Annotated in this window: 22 protein-coding genes and 2 pseudogenes; 8 read left to right on the top strand and 16 right to left on the bottom strand. The window is 55.5% G+C overall.

The window, feature by feature from the left end:
* Positions 1-58: 58 nt before the first annotated feature.
* The 4 genes from HACJB3_RS17030 to HACJB3_RS17015 all read right to left on the bottom strand — a co-directional run bounded on the left by HACJB3_RS17030 (position 59) and on the right by HACJB3_RS17015 (position 4,721).
* Positions 59-262: a hypothetical protein gene (locus tag HACJB3_RS17030; protein ID WP_008415503.1), complete on the bottom strand. Its 204-nt coding sequence runs from the start codon at positions 260-262 to the stop codon at positions 59-61.
* A 514-nt stretch (positions 263-776) separates the two neighbouring features.
* Complete coding sequence (locus HACJB3_RS17025) at positions 777-2,672, bottom strand: transposase (protein WP_008415505.1); 1,896 nt, start codon at positions 2,670-2,672, stop codon at positions 777-779.
* A gap of 304 nt (positions 2,673-2,976) precedes the next feature.
* Entirely contained in the window at positions 2,977-3,738 is a 762-nt protein-coding gene (locus HACJB3_RS19240) for a recombinase family protein (protein WP_008415506.1), read from the bottom strand.
* Between the two features lie 224 nt (positions 3,739-3,962).
* Positions 3,963-4,721, bottom strand: coding sequence for a TrkA C-terminal domain-containing protein (locus tag HACJB3_RS17015; protein WP_008415507.1), 759 nt, complete (start codon positions 4,719-4,721; stop codon positions 3,963-3,965).
* A 457-nt stretch (positions 4,722-5,178) separates the two neighbouring features.
* On the opposite strand from HACJB3_RS17015, the gene HACJB3_RS20385 reads away from it, so the two are divergent.
* Both HACJB3_RS20385 and HACJB3_RS17005 read left to right on the top strand, forming a co-directional pair.
* Positions 5,179-5,331, top strand: coding sequence for a hypothetical protein (locus tag HACJB3_RS20385; protein ID WP_008415509.1), 153 nt, complete (start codon positions 5,179-5,181; stop codon positions 5,329-5,331).
* Positions 5,328-6,233: a hypothetical protein gene (locus HACJB3_RS17005; RefSeq protein WP_008415510.1), complete on the top strand. Its 906-nt coding sequence runs from the start codon at positions 5,328-5,330 to the stop codon at positions 6,231-6,233. Before HACJB3_RS20385 ends, HACJB3_RS17005 begins: the two co-directional genes overlap by 4 nt.
* A gap of 115 nt (positions 6,234-6,348) precedes the next feature.
* On the opposite strand, the gene HACJB3_RS17000 is transcribed toward HACJB3_RS17005, so the two are convergent.
* Entirely contained in the window at positions 6,349-6,615 is a 267-nt protein-coding gene (locus HACJB3_RS17000; RefSeq protein WP_008415511.1) for a manganese catalase family protein, read from the bottom strand.
* Between the two features lie 111 nt (positions 6,616-6,726).
* Between HACJB3_RS17000 and HACJB3_RS16995 the strand changes: the two genes are divergently transcribed.
* Positions 6,727-7,281 (top strand): type 1 glutamine amidotransferase domain-containing protein, encoded by a 555-nt coding sequence (locus HACJB3_RS16995; RefSeq protein ID WP_008415513.1) that lies wholly within the window; start codon positions 6,727-6,729, stop codon positions 7,279-7,281.
* A gap of 97 nt (positions 7,282-7,378) precedes the next feature.
* On the opposite strand, the gene HACJB3_RS16990 is transcribed toward HACJB3_RS16995, so the two are convergent.
* From HACJB3_RS16990 to HACJB3_RS16955, 7 genes and pseudogenes are all read right to left on the bottom strand, one after another.
* Entirely contained in the window at positions 7,379-7,684 is a 306-nt protein-coding gene (locus tag HACJB3_RS16990) for a putative quinol monooxygenase (RefSeq protein WP_008415514.1), read from the bottom strand.
* Between the two features lie 51 nt (positions 7,685-7,735).
* Positions 7,736-7,879 (bottom strand): annotated as a pseudogene (locus HACJB3_RS19820) (IS1595 family transposase); the annotation flags it as partial.
* Between the two features lie 353 nt (positions 7,880-8,232).
* A complete protein-coding gene (locus HACJB3_RS16980) occupies positions 8,233-9,189 on the bottom strand; it encodes a formate/nitrite transporter family protein (protein WP_008415516.1) in 957 nt (318 codons plus the stop codon).
* 227 nt (positions 9,190-9,416) lie between these two features.
* The gene (locus tag HACJB3_RS16975) at positions 9,417-10,175 is read right to left on the bottom strand and encodes a DUF4396 domain-containing protein (RefSeq protein WP_008415517.1); all 759 of its coding nucleotides are present in this window, start codon (positions 10,173-10,175) and stop codon (positions 9,417-9,419) included.
* Positions 10,172-10,846 carry a transcription factor TFIIB cyclin-related protein gene (locus HACJB3_RS16970; protein WP_008415518.1) on the bottom strand — a complete coding sequence of 225 codons (675 nt, stop codon included), beginning with the start codon at positions 10,844-10,846 and terminating at the stop codon, positions 10,172-10,174. The genes HACJB3_RS16975 and HACJB3_RS16970 overlap by 4 nt, the downstream gene beginning before the upstream one ends.
* A gap of 40 nt (positions 10,847-10,886) precedes the next feature.
* Positions 10,887-11,525, bottom strand: a complete 639-nt coding sequence (locus tag HACJB3_RS16965) for an IS481 family transposase (RefSeq protein WP_238532957.1) — start codon at positions 11,523-11,525, stop codon at positions 10,887-10,889.
* A 669-nt stretch (positions 11,526-12,194) separates the two neighbouring features.
* Complete coding sequence (locus tag HACJB3_RS16955; protein WP_008415522.1) at positions 12,195-12,647, bottom strand: ferritin-like domain-containing protein; 453 nt, start codon at positions 12,645-12,647, stop codon at positions 12,195-12,197.
* 237 nt (positions 12,648-12,884) lie between these two features.
* Between HACJB3_RS16955 and HACJB3_RS16950 the strand changes: the two genes are divergently transcribed.
* The 4 genes and pseudogenes from HACJB3_RS16950 to HACJB3_RS20025 all read left to right on the top strand — a co-directional run bounded on the left by HACJB3_RS16950 (position 12,885) and on the right by HACJB3_RS20025 (position 16,252).
* Positions 12,885-13,907 (top strand): transcription initiation factor IIB, encoded by a 1,023-nt coding sequence (locus HACJB3_RS16950; protein ID WP_008415523.1) that lies wholly within the window; start codon positions 12,885-12,887, stop codon positions 13,905-13,907.
* A pseudogene (gene spt4 / locus HACJB3_RS16945) lies at positions 13,907-14,094 on the top strand (transcription elongation factor subunit Spt4); the annotation flags it as partial. The gene HACJB3_RS16950 and the pseudogene spt4, both read left to right, overlap by 1 nt.
* Before the next feature lie 365 nt (positions 14,095-14,459).
* Entirely contained in the window at positions 14,460-15,410 is a 951-nt protein-coding gene (locus tag HACJB3_RS16940) for a MarR family transcriptional regulator (RefSeq protein WP_148258278.1), read from the top strand.
* Positions 15,407-16,252, top strand: coding sequence for a DUF6036 family nucleotidyltransferase (locus HACJB3_RS20025; protein ID WP_049934725.1), 846 nt, complete (start codon positions 15,407-15,409; stop codon positions 16,250-16,252). Before HACJB3_RS16940 ends, HACJB3_RS20025 begins: the two co-directional genes overlap by 4 nt.
* Before the next feature lie 752 nt (positions 16,253-17,004).
* Here the strand turns inward: HACJB3_RS20025 and HACJB3_RS19225 are convergent.
* Positions 17,005-17,298 carry a universal stress protein gene (locus HACJB3_RS19225; RefSeq protein WP_081461373.1) on the bottom strand — a complete coding sequence of 98 codons (294 nt, stop codon included), beginning with the start codon at positions 17,296-17,298 and terminating at the stop codon, positions 17,005-17,007.
* Positions 17,299-17,350: 52 nt separating this feature from the next.
* Positions 17,351-18,148: an SDR family oxidoreductase gene (locus HACJB3_RS19220; protein WP_013199637.1), complete on the bottom strand. Its 798-nt coding sequence runs from the start codon at positions 18,146-18,148 to the stop codon at positions 17,351-17,353.
* 124 nt (positions 18,149-18,272) lie between these two features.
* Between HACJB3_RS19220 and HACJB3_RS19215 the strand changes: the two genes are divergently transcribed.
* The gene (locus tag HACJB3_RS19215; RefSeq protein WP_008415532.1) at positions 18,273-19,490 is read left to right on the top strand and encodes an MFS transporter; all 1,218 of its coding nucleotides are present in this window, start codon (positions 18,273-18,275) and stop codon (positions 19,488-19,490) included.
* Positions 19,491-19,828: 338 nt separating this feature from the next.
* Here HACJB3_RS19215 and HACJB3_RS19210 read toward each other — a convergent pair whose 3' ends face one another.
* Together HACJB3_RS19210 and HACJB3_RS16930 are read right to left on the bottom strand one after the other, a co-directional pair.
* Positions 19,829-20,194: a Rieske (2Fe-2S) protein gene (locus tag HACJB3_RS19210; RefSeq protein ID WP_008415533.1), complete on the bottom strand. Its 366-nt coding sequence runs from the start codon at positions 20,192-20,194 to the stop codon at positions 19,829-19,831.
* A complete protein-coding gene (locus HACJB3_RS16930) occupies positions 20,191-21,264 on the bottom strand; it encodes an amidohydrolase family protein (protein ID WP_081461372.1) in 1,074 nt (357 codons plus the stop codon). Before HACJB3_RS16930 ends, HACJB3_RS19210 begins: the two co-directional genes overlap by 4 nt.
* Between the last annotated feature and the right edge of the window lie 26 nt (positions 21,265-21,290).

The raw sequence follows: 21,290 nt of genomic DNA, 5'->3' as shown, positions 1-21,290 counted from the left end.
TTCGTCGAGGTCGACGTCGCGCCAGCGAATGCCCTGACGGCCGGTACGATTGTCGTGTTCAGAGCGGAAATTTCGGATGCACGCACTCCAGTGAATGCGAGGACGGCGACGAGAGCGCGATCTCGTGCTTCACGGTCAGCATCGAACCCTTCTCGTCGATGGCGTCGTGAGCACGCTTGTTGACGTAGTCGAGGATCTGCGTGCGCTGCTCTGGAGCCCAGAACTGTTGTTGGGACTGCTGTAATGCGGACTGTTCAGGCATCGACTCCTGAGCGAGGCTAGCTCGGGCGTAGTTCTCTTGCAGGTAGCCCCATTTGGAGGCCCAGCCGAGAAAGGCTGAGACCGTCTTGTAGTAGGTCTAGGCGGTTGAGCGGGCGATACCCCCGTCGGTCGTCTCGGCTTCGCTTGCGGCGACACGACAGCGGAGATGTTCGGCCTAGTGGGCGAGGACGGTTTCGTCAAGCTGCTCAAAGCGCTCGATGTCTCGTTAGGTGAGCCAGTTGATCCAGCGGATGATGACGCGCTTGGCGTTTCGTCGATAGTTCCCTGAGTCATCCCCTTGGCTTTGGCTTCGTGGAACTGTGTAAGCTGATGTCGGCTAGGTAGCCGCTGAATGCACGGAACGGACATTCGTTGCAGGTGTTTTCTTGCCGTAGCAAAGAACCCACTGACGGAATCGGGCCGCAATCTCAGAATCAGTTCCTCAAAGCGTGAAACAAACGAACGTCCGATAGAGCCGACGCTCACGACCGGGCGGTCGCAGGGATGGCCGGGCGTCAGTCAGGCGGATCGAGCCCGTGGTACTGCTTCGCCACGGTCAGAAATTGGTTCGCATCCACTCGGGGCTTGTATGTGCGGTTCTCGCCGTCGATGGCGATCTTCACGAGCAGGTCCACCAGCCGCCAGACGTTATAGAGGACGCACGCGAACGCGAAATTGAAGAACCGATAGTCGCGTTCGGTCGAGGTGGTTCGCACCATGAAGTGTTTCTGCTTCTTGAAGCCGTTCTCAATACCCCAACGGTGCCGATACCACCGGATCAGCCGCTCGATCATGTGAATGAACTCCTTTCCGTTCATCTGCTGACCGTCGGCGTCGCGGGTGGTCACGTAGGGGTGGTTCGTCTCGAAGACGACGGTTTCGCTGGTGTCGACGTCTCCGTTCTGTGCTCTCTGCTTGCGCTCTTCGATGTCTTCCTCGCGTTGGATGTCCGCGAGCAGCCGCGAGAACGACATCCCTTCGCTCGGTTCGCCCTCCACGTCCTCGAACCCCCACTCGCCGCATATCTCCGTCCAGACTGCCGAGAGATCGTCGTCTTCATCCTCGTTGTCCGAGTTCGACCGTTTCGGGAGGTAGACCTGCTTACGCGTGAGCGTCCCCTCGTCGGCTTTCTCCTCCGTGACGTGGAACCGTTTGCCGTTGCGGTACATCCACTCGATGGTCTCGGCCTCGTCGCTGTTCGTGAAGATGCGCGTCGGATTCAGGTAGTGGAGGCCGTGTTCTTCACAGGTCTCTTTCACTGGGTCGCTGTCGAACTCACGGTCCATCATCACGAGGTCGATATCCACCATTTGGGTCGTGTGTTCCAGCAGTTTCTCCACGATCTCGTCTTTCGATTGGCCTCGTTCGCGCGGGACAATGTCGAGCACGAGCGGGACGTCCATCCCAACGATCTTGAGCACGGCCCACTGGTAGTAGTCGTTGCCGTCCTTGTAGCCGAGGATGTCGTCCTCGTGGCCCTCTTCGTCGCCAGTGAACGGGAATCCCTTGGTCACGTCGATAGCCGCAAAGACCGGCCCGCCGAGCTCGCCGTTCTGGCGGGCGCGAGCGATCAACATCCGCGTGGTGTTGCGCAGCATCTCCCGAATCCCCCCGACTGAGAGCTTCCCGATCTGATAGCGGTGGGTCGATCCCGTGGGAATCCGCTCTCGTGTCGTATCAAGCGAGAACGAGGCGGGGCCGCTGCGCGCGTACATGTCCTCGCGCATCCCCATGTAGGCGTGCTGTTCCCAGAAGGCGCTCTCATGAATCTGCCAGTTCTGGCCGCGGTCAAGCGCGAAGGCGTCGGTCACGAACGGTTTGGCCTGCTGCCAGACCTCGTCGGTCTTTGCGGCGACAAGCTGGTGCTTGGGACGGCTGTCGGGGTCGGAGTCAGCCGGTCCGTGAGTCTCGATCCGATCGGGAAGCGACACCTCACAGGCGCGTGCGGCCCTCACAATCGTATCGGCACACTCCTGTACGGCGTCACGAAGTTGTTCGCTGAAACGTTCGTTCCACGCACGCCAGAACGTCGATTGATTCGGGAGCGACTCAAAGCCGAGCTTTTGACGGAGCGAGGGATGGGCTCGGAGGTGGTCGTGGAGTGCGGTTTCGTCCCAGCCGTTGAGTTCCTTGAGCAGAGCCGCTCGAACGTGGACTGCCATCGGATATCGCCCCGAATACGGCGCTAACGAATCGTGTGTGGCGAACGTGAGATGATCGATCGGGAGGTGGCAGATCAGCGTCTCGATATCGGCGTAGCTCTTCCACCGCTCGCACTGTGCCTGTGCGATGGTCGTGACATCCGCGACGAAACCGTCGAGACCATCACCACTCCCGTCGGGTTCGCCCTCGAAAAACCGGGGCTGGTCGTTGTAGCCGGTGGCGTCGGCGACGAGAGCCGCTGCCACCATCTCCGCCGTGTCGTTCAGCGGGGTTGTGGTGGATGATTTTGCGTCGATACGTGCATCTGTGTCGGCTGAGTCCGACTCTGGCGTTGACTTCGTACCCATATCGTATATCTAACCGTACCCACAAGTCGTCCGGCAGACGAACACTGGACGGAGGGCTCGCTGCGTACACGCGGCTACCGTAGTACAGTGAATGTTGTCCCATCGGTTTCTGCCGAGTACGACGACCGCCTTGTCACCTGCTCATGATCGAGTCGGTTGGCTCAAGCGCACTGATGACTCCGAACGCTTGCTCTCCCACGAACAGTTACTGTTCTGGTCTTCTCGTCGGTGCGGGTGGGTGTTCGCTCTGGCCATCGAGCGGCGGGAGGTCCTTCTCGCCAGCGCTGACCTTTGCGCGTTCGAGTCGCCACTGGTCGTTGTCGAACGGGACGTCGTAGTTCGCCTCGGCCCGTGCGAGGACGCTCTGGACGGCTGACTCGGGAATTTCGAAAAAGGCGGCGGTGGCGTGTTTCTCGCGGCCCTTGCGCACCTCGCGGATAAACGTCTGGGCACGAACGTATTCGGCGGGAATCTGCTGGAGGAAGCCGTCCTCGACGGTGTAGCCGAAGGGTGGGCGACCAACGCGCTTGCCGTCGGCGATGGCGGCGTCGATGCCCTCCTGGACACGCGAGCGAATCATCTTGCGCTCGGCATCGGCGAACACCATCATCATGTTGAGCATCATCTCGGCCATCCAGTCGTCCTCCCCGACGGTCCCGATAGGTTGGTTCACGAGGTCGATGTCGATGCCCTTCTCGCGGAGGTCCTCGACGAACCCGGCGAGGTCGGCGAACGACCGACCGAGCCGATCGAGCTCGTGCGCGACCACTACATCGTACTCGGCAACGTGCTCGCGGAGGCGCTGGTATTCCTGGCGCGACGTTGAGGCCCCACTTTCACCGAGGTCACAGAACCACTCGATCTGGTTCGAGGTCTCCTCCCCGTTGTACTTCTGTCGGATCGCACGCATCTGGCGATTCTCGTTCTGGTCGTCGGTCGAGACGCGGACGTAGGCGGCGATCTGCATGGGGTGTTCGGACACCCTATTCGTACCGCGATTCAGTATATAAAGAGCGGGGGTTTTGGTATCGGTATGGAAAACAGGTGTTTTTGAACCCGGAGTTGAGTATCAACCGAGAGATTAATCCTCGATAGAGGATAATGATTCGACTAACACTCTCGTCCCCGTTTCATCGTGGGAGTGTCACCCTGTAAGTAGGGAAGTGTTGGTTACAGGAGAAGTTAATTCCACTACCCCTCAGACGGTTCCTGTTCTTTGACGTATTCGTCGTGCTCTTCAACGGCATCCTCATGTGCTTGAGTATCGCTTTGGTCACGATCTGAGAGTTCTTGCAGTCTATGTTCCTGTCCGTAGAACACAGCCGTATCACCCGGCTGTATCTCGCTATCAGACCCCGGAGCACCGATATATGACCCATCTTTCCTCTCAATAGCTAATACGCGAACTCCCTCGTCAGGGAGATTTAATTCAGCCAGTGGGCTTCCAGTGATCCAATCCCCTTCGTCAGCATCGATTTCTGCAATGCGATACTCGTCCCGAAGTCCGAGAACCTGTGCATAATCACGGATTTCGAGGTCAGTCCTCCGGTTGAGTATCCGCTTGATGATTGGCGTGACGACACTATTGAGCCACGAACTCCTCGCAACGAGAAATAGTATGACAGATCCCGCGACGATATACACAATACTGAGGAAATCATCACCGCCGCTCCGAGTGAACGACAGGACGAGCGAGGCAATCGCACTGATGAGACCGAGACTCCCGAGTCGGAAGAGTTGCGTGACGATGGTTCGTCTACCGGGTGTTTCTGTCACTGCTTCGGCCTCGTCAGTCGTATACCCTGCTCCGGTAAACGCCGTTGCGGCTTGGAACTGAGCGACATCCGGCGAGAGGCCAGACATTTCCAATGCGATTGCCCCGATTCGTGTGATGAGCGTCGCTAACGCGAACACGAGCAGTAGCGATAGGATGGGGTATAGCGCGACCATAGTGCGGATACACCAACTACGCCCAAAACACTCCGCATCCGCCGACCACACTGCAAACGCTCACGCCGTCGCGTGACCGATGTGCTCCGGTGCTCGCTCCCGCCCCCCCATGGAACCGTTTCGTTCGACGCCTTCGTCGGCGAATGTTCGCACACGAATCGGGAAGACGACGCGAGAGTGACTCGGAACCATCACGAGAAACGCTCGAACCCGAGAAGCACCGCAAGGCGGTCGCCGTCGGACTGCACTACAGAGACCTGCCGACGCTCGCGGATGCGGGTCTCGTCGAGTGCGGCCGCTGGCGCGCGACGATACGGGACACGTCGAACGGGCCGATGGAGAAATCGTTCGAAAACGTTACAAGAGACGCTAAATCGGGAGCGACTGTGGGGCGAACGGAGTCGGCGACTCATCGTCACGAAGTCACTTATCCGAGCGACGGCCATGGTGGTCAACAATGAGTGAGACGGAATCGTACGACATTTCACAACCGCCGGAGACGATGGTCGAACAGGCCGGGAACAACCGAGTCACCCAGTGGTTGCTCATCACGGGCGACCGCCGCGCCGTCGCCGCCGCCATGCTCGTCGGGACTTCGTGGCGTTCATGATTTTCGGTCTGTACGGTCCACGCTCGATACAGAAATTTCTCTCAACTGGCACCATTGGAACGCTGTTCTATGCGCTGATGACCGGCATCATCACGACTGTGACGTTGGTGCTCACGCTCTCGCAGTTCGGTCTCTCACAGCAACTCTCGGACCTCGGGAGCTTCCGCGACCACATGAACAACTCGATGGAGTTCCGCCGCGACGCGGAGAACCACATCGATGTCGGCGTCAGCCCCGGACAGCCCACGGAGTTCTTTCAGGCGCTCGCCAGAGCAGTCGAAGAGAAACTCGACGGCTTGGACGGGGCGATGGCCGATGGCGACAATCCCTCCGAGACCGGAGAGGTCGCCGAGTACATCGATGTCGTCCGCGCGTACAGCGAGGACGAACGTGAGCAGTTGGAAACCCCGACGTTCGGCTCCTTCGGCGCATTGTTGCCGGTACTCAACCACAACTACTCGTGGAAAATCTATCTCGGGCGACAGCTCCGCGACGAACACGCGGACGAACTCTCGGAAGAAGCAATGGAACAGTTCGACGAACTCATCGAGACGCTGTTGTTCTTCGGCCCGACGCGCGAGTATTTCAAGTCGCTCTATTTCCAGCGCGAACTCGTGGGCGTCGGGCGCGCCGTGTTGTACGCCGCGTTGCCCGCAATCGCGCTCACGGCGTACATGATGGTCCTGTTCGACCCGACCGCGGTGTCCGACTGGCTGTTCGGGGTCACCGATGTGGTCGGCGTCAGTACGGGCTTTCTGTTCGTCGGCGTCGTGTTCGCGCTCTCACTGCTCCCGTTCGCGCTCCTGTTGGCCTACCTGCTGCGGCTGCTCACCGTCATGAACCGGACGCTGACGATCGGCCCGTTCTTTCTCAACGAATCACAACTTCCCGAGCGCGAATAGCTCTCAGGAGGCTATTCAAGAGACGGTACAGAAACGGTGGCGACACGCTGACCGTTCTCGCCCTTGATGGCACTCTCATCATCGTGAAACTAAAATAGACCGGAGAAAACGCCGACTAGCTCACTTCGTTGTGCATCTCCTCGATGACCTCGTCAAGGTCGGGTTTGCCGCCGCCGGGCTGTCGTCCGTAGGAGAACTCGCCTTTCCCATCGATGGATTCGCCCTGCGTCCAGCGCTCTCCGGGGTTTTCGTGTTCGCCATCGAAGGTACACATGAACTCGTAGTTGTGGTCCTGATTTTCCTCATCCTGTGGAAAACTGTTCGGGACCGGGAGGTGGTCGTCAATGGTTTCGAGCGCCGCGAGCCACTGTTCTTGGTGCATCCGACTCGAACCGACGAGGGAAATTCGGGAACAGGTGGACCACGTCTTTGCGAGGGCAGCCCCTCGTTTTATCTGAAACGCGGGAGTCATTAGGGACGGAGGCAAAACACCATGGCAGAATCACTCACCGATACGAACGTCGCTGTCTTCCTCGCACAGAGAGGCACCGAGGAAGTCGAGTTCACCGAACCGAAGGGAGCCGTCGAGGACGCCGGGGCGAGCACCGATGTCGTCGGTGCCGAAACCGGCGAGGTCCAAACCGTCAACAACGACCTCGACCCGGGTGACACGTTCGAGGTGGAGAAAACCTTCTCCGAGGTCTCCCCCGAAGATTACGATGCGCTCGTCGTTCCGGGTGGCTCCGTCGGAGCGGACCAACTCCGCGCAGACGGCGACGCAGTGGATCTCGTCAGGGAGTTCATCGAGGCAGGAAAGCCCGCAGGAGTCATCTGCCACGGCCCGTGGATGCTGGTCGAGGCCGACGTGGTCGAGGGTCGGACGCTGACTTCCTTCCCCAGTTTACAGACCGACATCCGCAACGCGGGCGGCGAGTGGGTTAACGAGGAAGTCGTCGTCGACGAGGGACTGGTGACCAGCCGCAAGCCCGACGACTTGGATGCCTTCTGTGATAAAATCATCGAGGAGTTCGAGGAGGGTCGCCACTAACGGCGCGGTAGCACGAAAGGGTCCATCGCAACGTCCGGCGTTCGTGAACGAGATGTGAGATTCGTCTTTGCTGCTTCTGTCTGTCCAATTTCAGATGTTAGGGGAGTTTGGCCTCCAGTACGTCGATTTCTTCTATCTCCGGCGGTTCTGCGAACAGCTCGTCCGCGTTTTCCTCCAAGGCAGCAGCGATTTCGCCCGAGAGATGCGCTTCCCGACTGGATTCATCCGGAAAGGTGTCGAAGATGCCGAACGTCGAATCGTCCATGCGGAGCGCGAACCACGTGGTGGTGTCCGGTTCTTCCTCGGCTATCGGCAGTGCCGAACGGAGGAATTCCTCGACATCGGATTCTTTGCCGGACTGTGCTTGGAGTCGAACGAGGAGGGCGACGTTTGCGTCGGTCATACCCAGTCCGTACGTGTGTGTGCAACTCACATAAACATTTATGCTAGACGCTCATCCCGATACATTGCAACATAGCAGTTTCTCGAACCAGTCGTCCGGTGAGTTGAGTTTCAGTCCGAGGAATCCGAGGTATTTCTGGTGGTGGTGCTTCGAGACGCCCCTGAACTTCGCCAGCCACTGACGAAGGAAGCTATGGATCGTCTTCCTGCTCAACACGGTGTTGTTCATCGCCATCGGGCTCCAGGTGTCCTCCGAGCAAATCCTCGGTGTCGGCCAACTTGTCCTCGTTGCGCTCGTGCTCCTGTTGGCCGTCCGCGCCAGTGTCGTCTATGGGCTTTCGAAGAGACACACCACGCTATCGGCCGTTGATTCTGATTCGAAGTCGAAGCCAAAATCTACCGGCTAAAACAGGAAGAGACAGGTCTCAGTAACTTATTTCTCCAAAAACCGAAACAGTTACAGGAATACCACAAGGCCCCACCGGAAATCTCGCTCTGCGGGGTTTCCAAGACGACGAGTTCGTTGAGGGCGGAGCGACGGGTCGTCGATCAGTCGGTTCCGGGCTCGTTCTCCTCGACGTACGGGCGGGGCGTGGTGTGCGATCGGCCGCCCTTCCAGCTGAAGAGCACCTCGCGCGCGGAGAGCTCGCGGACCTCCGGGAAGCGCCGTTGTTCGGTCTGACCGTAGTTCACGAGCGCGACTAAGAACACGCCGCCGACGGTGTTCCCAAGCAACACCGGTAGCCAGAAATCGTAGAAAACAACGAGCAACCCAGGGCTGGGGACGTCGAGAAACACGAAAAAGAGCGCGTCCGCCGCCGCCGTGACGACGTGATAGAGTTCCGCTGCAGCGATCATGTAGAAGACACTGTAGATGAGCAACAGGCGGGCGATCGTGTCCTGCGCAGCAGTACCGAGCCACACTACCCCGGCGACGAGCCAGCCCGCGAACAGAGCTTTCAAGAACACGTCCCACCACGCGTGTTCGAGCCCACTCCTGGTGAACTCCGCGCCGGCGTGCATCGCTGCCGTCGAGAGGACGTGGCTATTGGCGAGAATGAACGCTCCGAGGCCCGCCCCGACGACGTTCGCGAACAGCACGATCCCCCAGACGCGCAACAGCAACGGGAGGCTGGCCAATCTGGTCAACACAAGCGCTACTGGAGGAAGGGTGTTCTCGGTATAGAGCTGATAGCGACCGACGATGATGTAGACGAACCCGAGCGGATAAAGAATCGCGGCCAAGAACCCGTTGTTCGGGAAGACTGCACTGCCCACCGCGTGGCCGACGAACGTCAACACGATCGCGAAGCCCGCAGCGATCCCACTGAAGAGCAGTTCCGTCGTACCGGTGGCGACCTCCTCGTCGGCGCTTGCAAGGAGTCGCTGGAAGATCTCGTTCGTCGAGAAGCGGTCGCCGATCGCCCAGCCGGTGACCGGCACGCCTGAGGCGGCGCGGTCCGGCTCATGGATCTGACCTTCTTGATCGGTCCCTTCGTCACTCATCCCGGTCCTCCAACGGAGTCGTCGATCCCGATGGTCAACGACGATCGTCGCACGCGACGGGGCGTCGATTCCCGTCGTCGATGGAGAGCCGTTCTCACGGTGAAGTTACGCATCAACGGGCGTACTCCGACCGACGGCTTGTTCTTTTCGTTGGTCGACCGACTGGCGAACGTTTCGACGACATCGTTCGGTCGGTGGCCGGGTAGCACGATCCTCCTCTCGGGTTCTCACGACGCCATCTCCCTGGGGTTCATCATCCCCTCTTTGACACCCCGTTTGAGGAGGAGGACGTTGACCGGGTACGCCGCGAGCAATCCCATCGTGAGCGAGAATACGAGCACACTCCAGAAGAGAACATCGCCCATCGTCGCCTCGCCCGCCAACCAGAGGTCGGTGCTGATCGCGACGACCTCCATCATCGCGATGCTGGCGGTCTCCGAGTAGAAGGCGTCGGCCAGCGCCTCACCAAATCCGACACCGTCTTCGAGCAGCGGGCCGACGGTCATCGTGTAGCCGAAGACGAACGCGAAGGTGAACGTTATCAGCGCAACAGGGAGCTTGCCGAGGGACAACAGACCCACGGCGATGACGACGCCAGTTATCTCGCCGGCACCGCATCCGGAATAACAGTGGCTCACCGAGCGAAAGCCCCGCCGCCACAGCGAGTCGTGGGCGATCTGTGCTCGGCCCGAGTACCAGTATACCAGTAGCCCGAGCGGCCCGGAGTAAAGCACAGTAAAGCCCCAGACGTACTTCATCAAGCTCCCCAACATCGAATTATTCGTCCGGAGATCCCAGGCGAGTACGGCGAGCGATCCGCAAACGAGCACCCCCCACACGGCGAGAAACGCCGGGTTCGTGAGAGCGCTTCGGAGCACCTCCTGGAGAGCACCGAGTCCGCTTCCGTCGTGTACGAGCTGGAGAAACGGCGTCGCTCTTGCCCCGACGTGTCCGAGCGGTCCCGTAATCCCCGCGATCGTGCTCACGAGGTGGCCTCCTCCTCGTCTTCACGGCGAAGCGGGACGCATCGCTCCTGGAAGACGTCCCCGTCTAAGCGTCCTAACACGTCGACCTGGGCCTGGTAATGATTGGGAACCGCGACCGTAGAGACTTGTACAGCACTGGCGATGTCGTGCTGGGTCACGCCTTCGATACAGAGCCGCGAGACGAAGTAGATCGCACCGGCAGCGAACACCGAGGGGGACTTCCCCAAGAGCGCTCTCTCCTCGACGCCCGCCCGGATGATCCTGTTCGCCTGGTGTTGGATCTCCCCCGAGAGACCAAGCGCCGAACAAAAGCGCGGAACGTACTTCGCAGGATCGACGGGTTCCAGATTGAGGTCGAGTTTTCCCGAGAGGTACTGGTGGGTATGCCCGATCTCGCTCTTCTCGACCCGCGAGACGTCGGCGAGTTCGTCGAGCGTGCGCGGGAGATCCTCGTCAGTTTCGACGACGAGCCCACAGGACGCACAGACGATCTCCCCGCGAGTCGGGACGTGACGAACGTCGGTCGAGTCACATTCCAGGCAGGTCCGGATTGTCGCACGAGGCGAGCGATCGGTCTCGGCATGGCTGTCGGTTCGAGCGTCGACGTTCCTCCCCGTTGAGCACGTTCCGACCTCGCTATTCAACCATGCCTCGTTTTGCGGCTGTATCATACCCATCGACGGTTGTGCTGTTCGGTAAAGATTTCGTCGGTCATCCATCGACAGTCACCTCGGTCGTGAGCAGGTCGCCACCGCCCGTCGCTGGCGATGGCACCAACCGCTCGAACGCCTCAGCTGGCGTCTCTAAGTTGTCCCAGTCGAGGCTCATGTGCGGGCGCTCCTCGTTATAGAAGGTGAGGAACTCGGAGAGAGTTCCGAACCGTCCGCGGTGTTTCTCGTAGGTCTGGAAGAACCGCTCGATCTTCCCATTCGACTGCGGTCGGCCGACTTTGCAGAGCGTGTGGTCGATGTCATTATCGTGGAGAAAGCGTTCAAACTCGTGATCGAGACACGGTCGATCATCTCGACGAGGATTGACGAACTCCGATCCGTGGTCGGTGATGACCTCCTGGATCGGGACAGTTTGGCTCGCCGAACTGCTGTCGGTCGCGATCGTATTAAAGACACCCCGCGAGGCGTCGTCTTCGACCGCCAGCACCTGCTGGCCACGGTTATTGCGGTACCAGTCCAGATGGACCGTCACCGCCGCATGCTCGCGTTCGAAGCGCACCCACGGCCGCTTGCGGCCCTGCTTGGTAGGATTCTCGGTCACGTGGTCGTGCTCCTGAAGGATCTCGTGAACGCGCTTGTTGGCGACCGAGAGACCGTCTCTGACGCGGAGTACGTGCACGATGACGACTGCGCCAGCGCCGAGGCGCTGACGTACGTCGAGTACGCGGTCTTCGAGATCGTCGGGATACTCTGCGTAGGGTCTGCGTCCTGGCGTCTCCAGCTGTGGAATCTCACCGCTTTCACGGTAGCTTTGGCGAGTTGCTGCACACGCCGCCGACTGACCTCGAACTGCTCAGCAACCACCGCAGTGTCCACGCCGTGATCAACAACTCGCTTACAGATCCGGGTGGCGTCATCCTCAGCAAGTTTCATCTCACCTGGTTGATCGGCGGGCAAATAGAGCCGACGAAATCTTTGGCGGACACTACATGCGGTCGCCAACGGACCAGTAGTATGGATAAAGCCGAAGGTGGCGAGGTGACTCGGTTTTGCAAACGAACCAATCCTGTTCACCGAACACGGCGTGACGACGGCCATCGAAGCAATACTGCTGTGAGAACATTGAAACGCCCTATTCTCCGGATTATACTGTCGGACAGAGGTGATTGAATATCAGACGCCGGTGAATCACCGGACAGCAGATAGATATTCCATTCTAATCCGTACGCGACTCTGTCCGACAGTATAGAACGCTCTCGACCGATCCCGTGAACCAGACCGAGATACCGTCTCCGCTCGACCACAGAAGTACACAGTTACGACCCAGAAGGCGTGACAGAGACGTCGTTTAATCGTAGCCTTTCCGGAAGCTGCGAAACTCGCTCCGATGGGATTCCTCGTCGCTGAGGATATCAATAGCGAGGTCTTCGGTGACCGGGTCGTCCGCCTCTCTGGCAGCTTCCATGAGCGACCGGTACGTATCGATTGCGTCTTCTTCGTATTCGATCACCCCGTCGATGACCGAGAGTACGTCGGCCGTGTCTTCCGGTGGTTGGAGTGCCTCTTGTTCCGGCTCAAATTCGAATGAAGCCGGGGGCTGGGCATCGAGTTCCTTTAGTCGCTTCCCGATTCGCTCAGCGTGAATGAGTTCTTCCTGCTTCGCGTCGGCTCGGAGGCTCTCTTTGACCTCTTCTGCGCTGACCCCATCGAGGACGGTCGCGTTCGTCAGGTAGTTCATTACGGTCTCGATCTCGTCGTTGTAGGCGCTTCGGAGCAGCTCTATCACCTGTTCGTTTGTCATATGATCCCGCTACTCAATGCAGAGTATTAGAGATATGGGTTCCTTTCGATTGGGGTCTGGAGCGCGAGCTGCTCCACCACAACGCCCGTAATCGACGAGCATGACGCATCTATAGGCCAATTTTCGTCGACTTCAGACGAGAATTTAAATAGCTTCGGTTCCTATCTACTGATGTAGCAATTCGTTGTATCGCCGTCGCAATCAACCCAGTGAGCATGCGCTCACTCGTACGTCATCTTGGAAGGCAACACAACCCGCATCCGTACGCACGAATCGAACGAACAAACCACTGAAGACACACGCGAAGAAACCACTGACGAAACCGAACGCGTCTGCCCCGAGTGCGGTGGCCGACTCGTGAACGACGCCGAGCACGGCGAAACCACCTGCGCCGAGTGTGGTCTCGTTGTCAAGGAGGACGAGATCGATCACGGCCCCGAGTGGCGCGCGTTCGACTCGGCCGAACGCGATCGAAAGAAACGCACCGGCGCACCCACCACGAAGCTGATGCACGACAAGGGGCTGTCGAGCCAGATCGGCTGGCAGAACAAGGACGCCTACGGCAACGCCCTGAGTTCGCGCAAGCGCCAGCAGATGAGTCGCCTCCGCACGTGGGACGAGCGCTTTCGCACTCGCAACTCGAAGGAACGCAATCTCAAACAGGCGCTCGCCGAAATCGAGCGCATGGGGAGCGCGCTCGGCGTCCCGGAGGATGTCCGCGAGACCGCGAGCGTCATCTACCGACGGGCGCTCTCGGAGGATCTCCTGCCAGGGCGCTCCATCGAGGGCGTCACGACCGCCGCGCTGTACGCCGCGATTCGCCAGATGGGACTTCCCCGAAGCGTCGAGGAGGTCGGAGCGGTGTCGCGCGTGGACGAGATGGAGTTCAAGCGCGCCTACCGCTACATCAATCAGGAACTCAGCCTCGAAGTCGGGCCGCCGGCTCCCGACCAGTACCTGCCGCGGTTCGCGTCCGACCTCAATGTGAACGACGAGACCGAAGGCCGTGCTCGTGAACTCATTCAAACGGTGATGGAAGAAGGAGCACACTCCGGCAAGAGTCCCGTCGGCCTCGCCGGCGCTGCGCTGTACGCTGCTGGTATCCTGACGAACGATGGACTGACGCAGGACGAAGTCAGCGAGGTGGTCGGCGTCAGCACCGTCACGATCCGGAATCGATATCAAGAGCTGCTCGAAGTCGAAGGGAAGCGTCAGCAGGCTGAACAGCGAGAATACACCGAGACGGAGGCAGCAGTCTAATGACGGATCGACTGGCCTGCCGGGAGTGTCACAGTCTCCACGAGGCGAGCGTGCAAGCCTGTCCCGTCTGTGGCTCGTCAAGCCTCAGCGATGACTGGGCGGGCTGTGTCATCGTTGCCCACCCGAACCAAAGCGATGTCGCAGGGGCGATGATCGTCACCCAGCCGGGACATATGCCCTAAAGGTTATAACAGCGCGAAAATCGGCTTCTTATGACGCCATGCTTGCCGGATTTGCCATCCCTTCTTTCACACCTCACTTGATGAGGAGGACGTTGACAGGGTACGCTGCGATCACCCCCATCGAAAGCGAAAATACGAGCGCACTCCAGAAGAGCTGAAGGCAGGCAGGTGGTTTTCTCATGCATGATGGATATCGGAATCAATTGATGATCTAAATTCCACATAGGACTATGCATAATGAATCGACCTAGCCGAGTTCAGATAATAGAGACGGCATCGGTGGAATTCCAGACCTCATCTGTTATAAATCGGATATTATGTCTCAAATTGAGAAAAGGTTTTATATATTGCTTGCGTCTTTTGAGACAATATGATCAAGGAAAGCCATTTTCGGATAATCTCACATCTCATAGTAGAGGGTGAGTCGGAAGTGAGTATCAGCACACTTGCTGATCAACTCGGATGGAGTCCTGGCCACTCCTCACGCATTGTCGCTGAATTAGAAGCGGACGGATACGTACACACCGAACAAAGTAGTCGACAAAAGTTGGTCTCACTCACGGATATCGAACCAATCGAGCAACTGGAGGGACTTCTTACGGAATATAGTCATATGGACCTCCCTAGCCTCATCGCCGGCTCTGGGTTACAGATCCTCTATTATCTCGATCAGAGACGGACTGCGACCGAATTGGCTGAACGAAGTAGCATTAGCCGGGCAACGGTATATCGGCGTTTAGATAACCTCCAGCGTGTTGGTGTCGTCGGAAAATCGAAATCCCGATACCGTCTCAACGACCCGTTCACAGTACTAGTGTCGATCGCTAGAGGGCTGTTCCACCAGAAACATCGCCGTGAAGCAGAGCAACACGCGACTGGACTCAACTTTGTATGGGAAACACACGACGAGTATCTCTTTGCGTGCGACAACGACGTTAGCACTGAAGGATTTCATCTCACTGGGCCAGCATTGTTCGGCGATTTCGGTGTTCCACTTCTCACCCGTGATCGACGACACTACGTCCGGACAGATCGACTTTCAGAGATCACTCCCGCGGAGTTAGTTTGCCATACACTGCTGATCGACGATGGCTCTCGGTACCGAACGTACTGTCTGTTGTTGATACAAAAGCAGGAGGTCGACCAGGCGGCACTACAGGACTGTGCCGAACACTATCTCCCCGAGACAGCGATCGATCTACGCGCTATCGTTGACGATCTCAGCGAATATCTCGAAACAGACGGAGAAACAACGACTGAGCAACTGCCTCAATGGGAAGAGTTCAAACAAACAGCCAGAGACTACGAGATTACTGTATGAGCTCTCGTAAACGGTTTGGTCGTAGCTATATCGAGACCGAACTTCAAACGATTGCAGATCATCTTCAGACGAAGGTTGAGGCGTATCTCATCGGCGGTGGCGCGATGTCACTTCACGAACCGTCACTCAAGGACACGACCAAAGACATCGATCTCGTTGTTGTCGACGAGGCTGCTCTCAGCCGCCTGTTGGGGGTACTCGACGACCTCGGGTACGAGGAAGTTATTGATCTTGGTGACGAGTACGATCGGTTGGGTGCACGCCACTGCGTACGGAACGACGCTGGGTGCCAGTTCGATATCTTCTACCGACAGATCGCCGATAAGCTGTTCTTCAGCGATGGAATGCGTACACGAAGCGAGCCGTTTCTCTCGGACAAGTACTTCTCGATCGGTCTCGTCTCGTTCGAGGACATTTTTCTTTTCAAAGCCGTTGCAGAGCGTCCGGATGATATCAGCGACATGGCCACGCTCATCCAGACGGATCTCGACTTTGACGCCATCGAAGACGAAATCGAACACCAAGTAGAGCTCTTGGGCGGGGAGCTCTTCGTCACGGTGATGTCCGAATCCCTGGAGCGGCTCGATGAAAACGAGGGAGTCCAGACGCCACTCGACGGCGTTGTTGGGGAGTACTATCGGCGGTATATGGATGGGTACGAGCTCCGAATACACTTGGACGATACTGCTCCAAAATCTGTGAGCAAACTGGCCTCCGAGTTAGGTGTTGCAGAAGATGAGATCGAACGGCGATTCGAGTATCTTAAGCAGTACGGATTCGCCGAACGAACTTCTAAGGGGATTCGTGATACTGGCAAGCACGACGAATTCCAGCGGTCCTAAATACCCAATAGAAGGTGACGCAGTGGAAACTGACCGCAATGTGGACAGCGTGATCGATACATCAAGTGGATGTCCAAGGTTCCTGCAGCATTCGTCCAGCGAATACGTGAAGCAGCCTTCCTCGTCGGCGATCCAAAGCTCCAGATGGAAACCCTCACGTCAATCCCTGAGATCGGGCCTGCGGCCGCCACAGTCGTTCTCGCGTTTCACAATCCGACGACCTACGTAGTCGGTGATCGATACATGGTTGCAGCCCTCCTCGGTGAGGACCGAGCACTACGACGTTCTGACTACCCACGACTCCGTACTACACTCCGGAACGGAACCCAGGTGGGCTCGATCTCCGGACTGTCGAGAAAGCGTACGATCACTAGTATCGAGCGACACATGATGTCGACCGATGGAGTGAAGCGTATCCGTTGTCTAGAACCGAAAGGGGTAGTCACTCGTAAAAAGAGTCTACGGTGTGCAACGTTGGCTCTCAATGAAAATGATATATTGCACAACACAGAGTTAGTGTAATCACAAACGAGAGCAGATAGATGCCAATCTCGATTTCTACAAAAAGACACGACTCTAGGACTCTCAGCCGCAATTCTCCCATAGGGAGGACAAGCTTATTTCTTATTCGAAGTACTTACATCAGTTACAACTACAACCGTACAGTCTGCATTGAGAAGAATTTGCTGTACCGTGCTACCAAACATAGCCTTTCCTACGGGTGATTGATCTTTTCCCCAATAATAGGTAATCTATATCGTGACTTTTGTATATTCTATTACTTCCCTTACTGGTTGTCCTATTAGACCAATTGGTGTAAAATCAGCGCTAGTTGCTGAACTCGTATCTGCAGCTATGTCCTTCGCCTGTTGTTTAATTGAACGAGCATCTGGACCTTCTACATCTCCAGTTCCTTGTTTCATATCTGCTTGCTCCATCACATGAATAACATGCAATTCTCTACCCAGAGCATCTGCTAATTCTGCTGCCTCTGATACAAGATGCCCAGAGCTTCTACTCCCGTCAATCGCGGCTGCCACTATCATGGCCAATTCTCACTTTACAACTACTCAAACGTCATGATGATTCAAATACAATTCAAAGTACACTTCGAGACCATCCCCCATCCACATCAAAAACGCTTCCAGTAGTGTAACTAGCCCGTGGTGATGCCAAGAACGCAACTGCATCTGCAAACTCGTCTGGTCTCCCAGCTCGTTTCAATAGAACTTCCTGCTCTCTAGATTCTGTAGCTTCCTCTATAGAGATGTCTCGATGTTCTGCCCGTCGTTCAATCTTATACTTTATTCGATCTGTCATCACAAACCGTGGTGTGATGCAGTTTGCACGAACAGATGGCGAATACTCATGAGCAATAGATTTTGTCAAGCCATATAGGCCTAAACGAAATACATTGGAAATTGCATGATTGCTTCCTGGTTCACGAGCAGATGCACTTGTCACCGTGATTAGTGACCCACCATCCCCCTGTTGAAGATAAGGCAGCCCGGCCTGAGCAAGACGAATATTTGCTTTGATCACACTCACATACGCATCATCCCATTGTTCTTCAGTTGCTGCCTCAAACGTTACCGCTGGAGGGCCTCCATGATTATTTACGAGAATATCCAATCCTCCAAACTCCTCGGTCGTTGCTTCAATAGCGGATTCAATCGAAACACTATCATTCAGATCACAAATTGTTGCATATATCTGGGAGTCTTTGACTCCTGCCTCCGAAATGATCTCTTTCCGCGTCTGTGATACATTCTCCTGCTTCCGAGAGGAGATAACGACGTTTGCTCCTTCTTTTGCTAATCGTTTAGCGCTTGCTTTTCCGAGGCCTTTGCTTGAAGCAGACACGAACGCCGTCTTGTCTTCTAACTGTAAGTCCATGAGTATTGCTCTCCGCCTACCTTTTTAATACTATCTTCTGTATTCTGTCTGTTCAATCTTTCACGCATACTGCCTACAACCAAAGAGTGAAACAGTCTCTTATGTAGGTTATGTATAGGACATCGTGGTCAGAAGCCAGCGACTTTCAGCAGCGCTACTCCGACTGCTTGAGTACCGACTAATAATTCTTGTCTCTCTTATCTGGTTTATGGTGCAGTTTTCACGATATGTGTTTCCTCCTCTTTTTGAAACGCTCCAGACAACATATAGCGTCTCTAATACCCAGACTGGGCTGTTGTTCACTCTTCTTATGTTAGGATATTCTGCTGCACAGCTACCGGCGGGGATATTGGGAGATCGATTTGGAGAACCTGCCATAATCATAAGCGGGGTTGGCATCTTTGCTGCAGCTTCGATTGTGATTTTCTTTGCACCTTCATTTACCCTCTTTACCGCTGCGGCTGTTCTAATTGGTATTGGTACTGGCATTCACAAGACCGTTGCAATACCGTTTCTCTCGAAACAATATCCCCAGCGAACTGGATCTGCACTCGGTATCCTGGATACAATCGGCCAATTTGGGGGTATTGTGGCTCCTGTTATTGTTGTTGGATTATTAGCAAGCTCATTTCATTGGAGCTTGGTATTCCCACTTATCTCTATTGCCGGTATCCTCCTAGCAGTTCTGTTCGTTCGAAACATTCCACCATCTTCTCTTCCTCCGAACCATACTGCAGTAGCGGAAGATAGTGCTGATCACAGCTTATCTCTGTATCTCTCGATCTTCTCTGATACGAAATTGGCTGTTTTTCTGGTTGTAATGACTCTTTTCACCTTTAGCTGGAATGGTATCGCTTCTTTCCTACCTCTCTTTTTCACTAATCAGAAAGGATTTTCACCAGCAATAGCGAGTACCGCATACTCACTGTTGTTCGTAGCGAGTCTCAGCCAGTTGATAACAGGAAATCTAAGTGACAGGATCGGTCGCCTTCCTATCTCAATTCTCCTGTTTCTAGTTATGACAGTTAGTCTCATACTCATAATCATCCTTGAGACGACCATTCCGCTGTTAGTATTGACGCTTACAATGGGAATCGGTCTTCACGGTTTTAGACCCGTTCGCGATTCCTATCTAATGGATTTGATACCCACCTCTCTCGGGGGAGGTGTTCTGGGGATCGTCCGAACGGTTATGACTCTCATTGGAGCACTTTCCCCTGCACTTGTAGGCTATCTCGCAGATATCTCAAATTTCGCTGTATCATTTTCGGCCCTCATAGTGAGCCTGACGCTTGGAGGTTTACTGGTTGCATTTCTCAAACACCTAAGTAACTCCCAATAGACATTCCTGCTATCATGGCTAACGACACCTATCCGGATTGGTGGATAACCAATCAAAAGATACGAGATGAACTTAATCTACCTGAGTACGACGCTCCCAAATTCGTAGATGGGCGTTATACACACACCGTCATTACTCGCCTCGAGCAAGAACATGGCTGTACTATTTCGCTAATAGGTATCGATACTCGATACGGTGATGATTGGGAAGTCAGAGTCGATGGATCAACTGTAGGGCGAATCGGTCGATATCGCAATGAGAAAGGAAATACTGTTTATGAAATGACGTCCTCGGAATTCTGCCAGCTGATATCAACTTCATTCCAAGGCTAACTCGCGCTATAGCGTTACGATGATATCCTCTCCCTCAACTCGAACTGCGTAACTGGGGAGCTGAACCTTCTGTCTGGATAAACACTTGCCAGATTTAACTTCATATTCCCATCCATGCCAAGGACAATTCAGGATCTCCCCCTCGCGGCAGTAGTCTAATGAGACTTCTAGAGACTCGGGATCAAAGGAAGCCTCGGTAGTTCCTGTTATGTTTCCCTCACAGATCGGTCCTGCTTGATGCGCACACCAATTGTTGTATGCATAGTACTCTCCGTCGATATTGAATACACAGATCTCTCTCCCATTCAACTCGGTGATGATTCGGCCTCCTTCTTCAAGCTCGTCTGCAGGTGCTACAATATGGTCGGTCATAGATCAAGCGCAAACGCATCGGCGGCGTTTTTGTACATTATCTTCTGGCGACCTTCTTCATTGAACGTTGAAAGATATTGCTCAAGCGCATCTGGATGATCAAAATCCCAGTGTGGGTAGTCAGATGCGAATGTAAGCGAGTCCACGCCAACTATATCTATCAGTTGTTTCATGTGCTTCGGGTCGTTCGCTTCACCGATAGGTTGGCTGGCGAAGTAGAATTCACGAATATATTCCTCAGGACTCTTCTCGAGGAGAGGCGCCTCGCTGCGACGAATGGAGTATTCCTTATTAAGCCGGAACATCATCATCGGAATCCATCCAATGCCTGCTTCAAGGAAAGTGAAATTGAGATCGGGGAACTTCTCAGGAACGCCATGTACGAGGAGACTTGACAAAGTCATCATCTGACTCCACGTATGAGCCATGGTATGGACCTCAATGAACTTCTCAAACGACTGGTTCTGTCGAGGAAATTCGAACATAAATGCTCCGCCACTACCATGATACGCGATATGGATATCGTTGTCCTGAGCTGCTTGGTATAGTATATCGTACTCTGGGTCTCCAAGTGGTGGATTTGGACCGGTGGTAGCAATATATGCGCCGACAATCTGATCCTCATCACCGAGACGGTCAAGCTCTTCTGCTGCTTTATCGGGTTTTTGAGTCGCTAGCGATGCCAGTCCATAGAAGTGGTCATACTCATCGAGATACTGATCTATAAGCAGGTCGTTGTAGGCAGACATCAAATTTACTGCCAAGTCTGATTGGGGGAGACGAGGAAGTTTTGAAGTCGCATTGAGAATTGGATGATCTATTTGGAATTCTTCACAGAGTCTTTGTTGGACGTCTTCTGGAGATTGCACGGTATAATGCTCGATCTTCCCCGCAAGATTCCGATCCCAGCCGCTTGAGGGTAGTGGTGCATAACCTGTATTCGCCATATGACTCCGATATGGTTCGTCAGTATACTTCGCCACTTCTTTCGCTGGTACTGATAAGTGAACGTCTGTATCGACGATAGTTGTATCTTGTATTGACTCTTGCTTCTGGGCTTGTTGCGACATACCATGAGTACCTATTACATGATATG

It is taken from the genome of Halalkalicoccus jeotgali B3, from assembly GCF_000196895.1.
GTDB classification, from domain to species: domain Archaea; phylum Halobacteriota; class Halobacteria; order Halobacteriales; family Halalkalicoccaceae; genus Halalkalicoccus; species Halalkalicoccus jeotgali.
This window is presented reverse-complemented; position numbering and strand designations above follow the sequence as displayed.

What these genes read in the sequence shown, in the direction of transcription:
- HACJB3_RS17015 (WP_008415507.1), bottom strand. Translation starts at nt 4,721, where the DNA reads ATGGTCGCGCTATACCCCATCCTATCGCTACTGCTCGTGTTCGCGTTA.
- HACJB3_RS16990 (WP_008415514.1), bottom strand. Translation starts at nt 7,684, where the DNA reads ATGACCGACGCAAACGTCGCCCTCCTCGTTCGACTCCAAGCACAGTCC.
- HACJB3_RS16980 (WP_008415516.1), bottom strand. Translation starts at nt 9,189, where the DNA reads ATGAGTGACGAAGGGACCGATCAAGAAGGTCAGATCCATGAGCCGGAC.
- HACJB3_RS16995 (WP_008415513.1), top strand. Translation starts at nt 6,727, where the DNA reads ATGGCAGAATCACTCACCGATACGAACGTCGCTGTCTTCCTCGCACAG.
- HACJB3_RS16940 (WP_148258278.1), top strand. Translation starts at nt 14,460, where the DNA reads ATGATCAAGGAAAGCCATTTTCGGATAATCTCACATCTCATAGTAGAG.
- HACJB3_RS17000 (WP_008415511.1), bottom strand. Translation starts at nt 6,615, where the DNA reads ATGCACCAAGAACAGTGGCTCGCGGCGCTCGAAACCATTGACGACCAC.
- HACJB3_RS17030 (WP_008415503.1), bottom strand. Translation starts at nt 262, where the DNA reads ATGCCTGAACAGTCCGCATTACAGCAGTCCCAACAACAGTTCTGGGCT.
- HACJB3_RS16970 (WP_008415518.1), bottom strand. Translation starts at nt 10,846, where the DNA reads ATGATACAGCCGCAAAACGAGGCATGGTTGAATAGCGAGGTCGGAACG.
- HACJB3_RS19210 (WP_008415533.1), bottom strand. Translation starts at nt 20,194, where the DNA reads ATGACCGACCATATTGTAGCACCTGCAGACGAGCTTGAAGAAGGAGGC.
- HACJB3_RS19225 (WP_081461373.1), bottom strand. Translation starts at nt 17,298, where the DNA reads ATGATAGTGGCAGCCGCGATTGACGGGAGTAGAAGCTCTGGGCATCTT.
- HACJB3_RS19220 (WP_013199637.1), bottom strand. Translation starts at nt 18,148, where the DNA reads ATGGACTTACAGTTAGAAGACAAGACGGCGTTCGTGTCTGCTTCAAGC.
- HACJB3_RS17025 (WP_008415505.1), bottom strand. Translation starts at nt 2,672, where the DNA reads ATGGTGGCAGCGGCTCTCGTCGCCGACGCCACCGGCTACAACGACCAG.
- HACJB3_RS17005 (WP_008415510.1), top strand. Translation starts at nt 5,328, where the DNA reads ATGATTTTCGGTCTGTACGGTCCACGCTCGATACAGAAATTTCTCTCA.
- HACJB3_RS19240 (WP_008415506.1), bottom strand. Translation starts at nt 3,738, where the DNA reads ATGCAGATCGCCGCCTACGTCCGCGTCTCGACCGACGACCAGAACGAG.
- HACJB3_RS16930 (WP_081461372.1), bottom strand. Translation starts at nt 21,264, where the DNA reads ATGTCGCAACAAGCCCAGAAGCAAGAGTCAATACAAGATACAACTATC.
- HACJB3_RS16955 (WP_008415522.1), bottom strand. Translation starts at nt 12,647, where the DNA reads ATGACAAACGAACAGGTGATAGAGCTGCTCCGAAGCGCCTACAACGAC.
- HACJB3_RS20385 (WP_008415509.1), top strand. Translation starts at nt 5,179, where the DNA reads ATGAGTGAGACGGAATCGTACGACATTTCACAACCGCCGGAGACGATG.
- HACJB3_RS20025 (WP_049934725.1), top strand. Translation starts at nt 15,407, where the DNA reads ATGAGCTCTCGTAAACGGTTTGGTCGTAGCTATATCGAGACCGAACTT.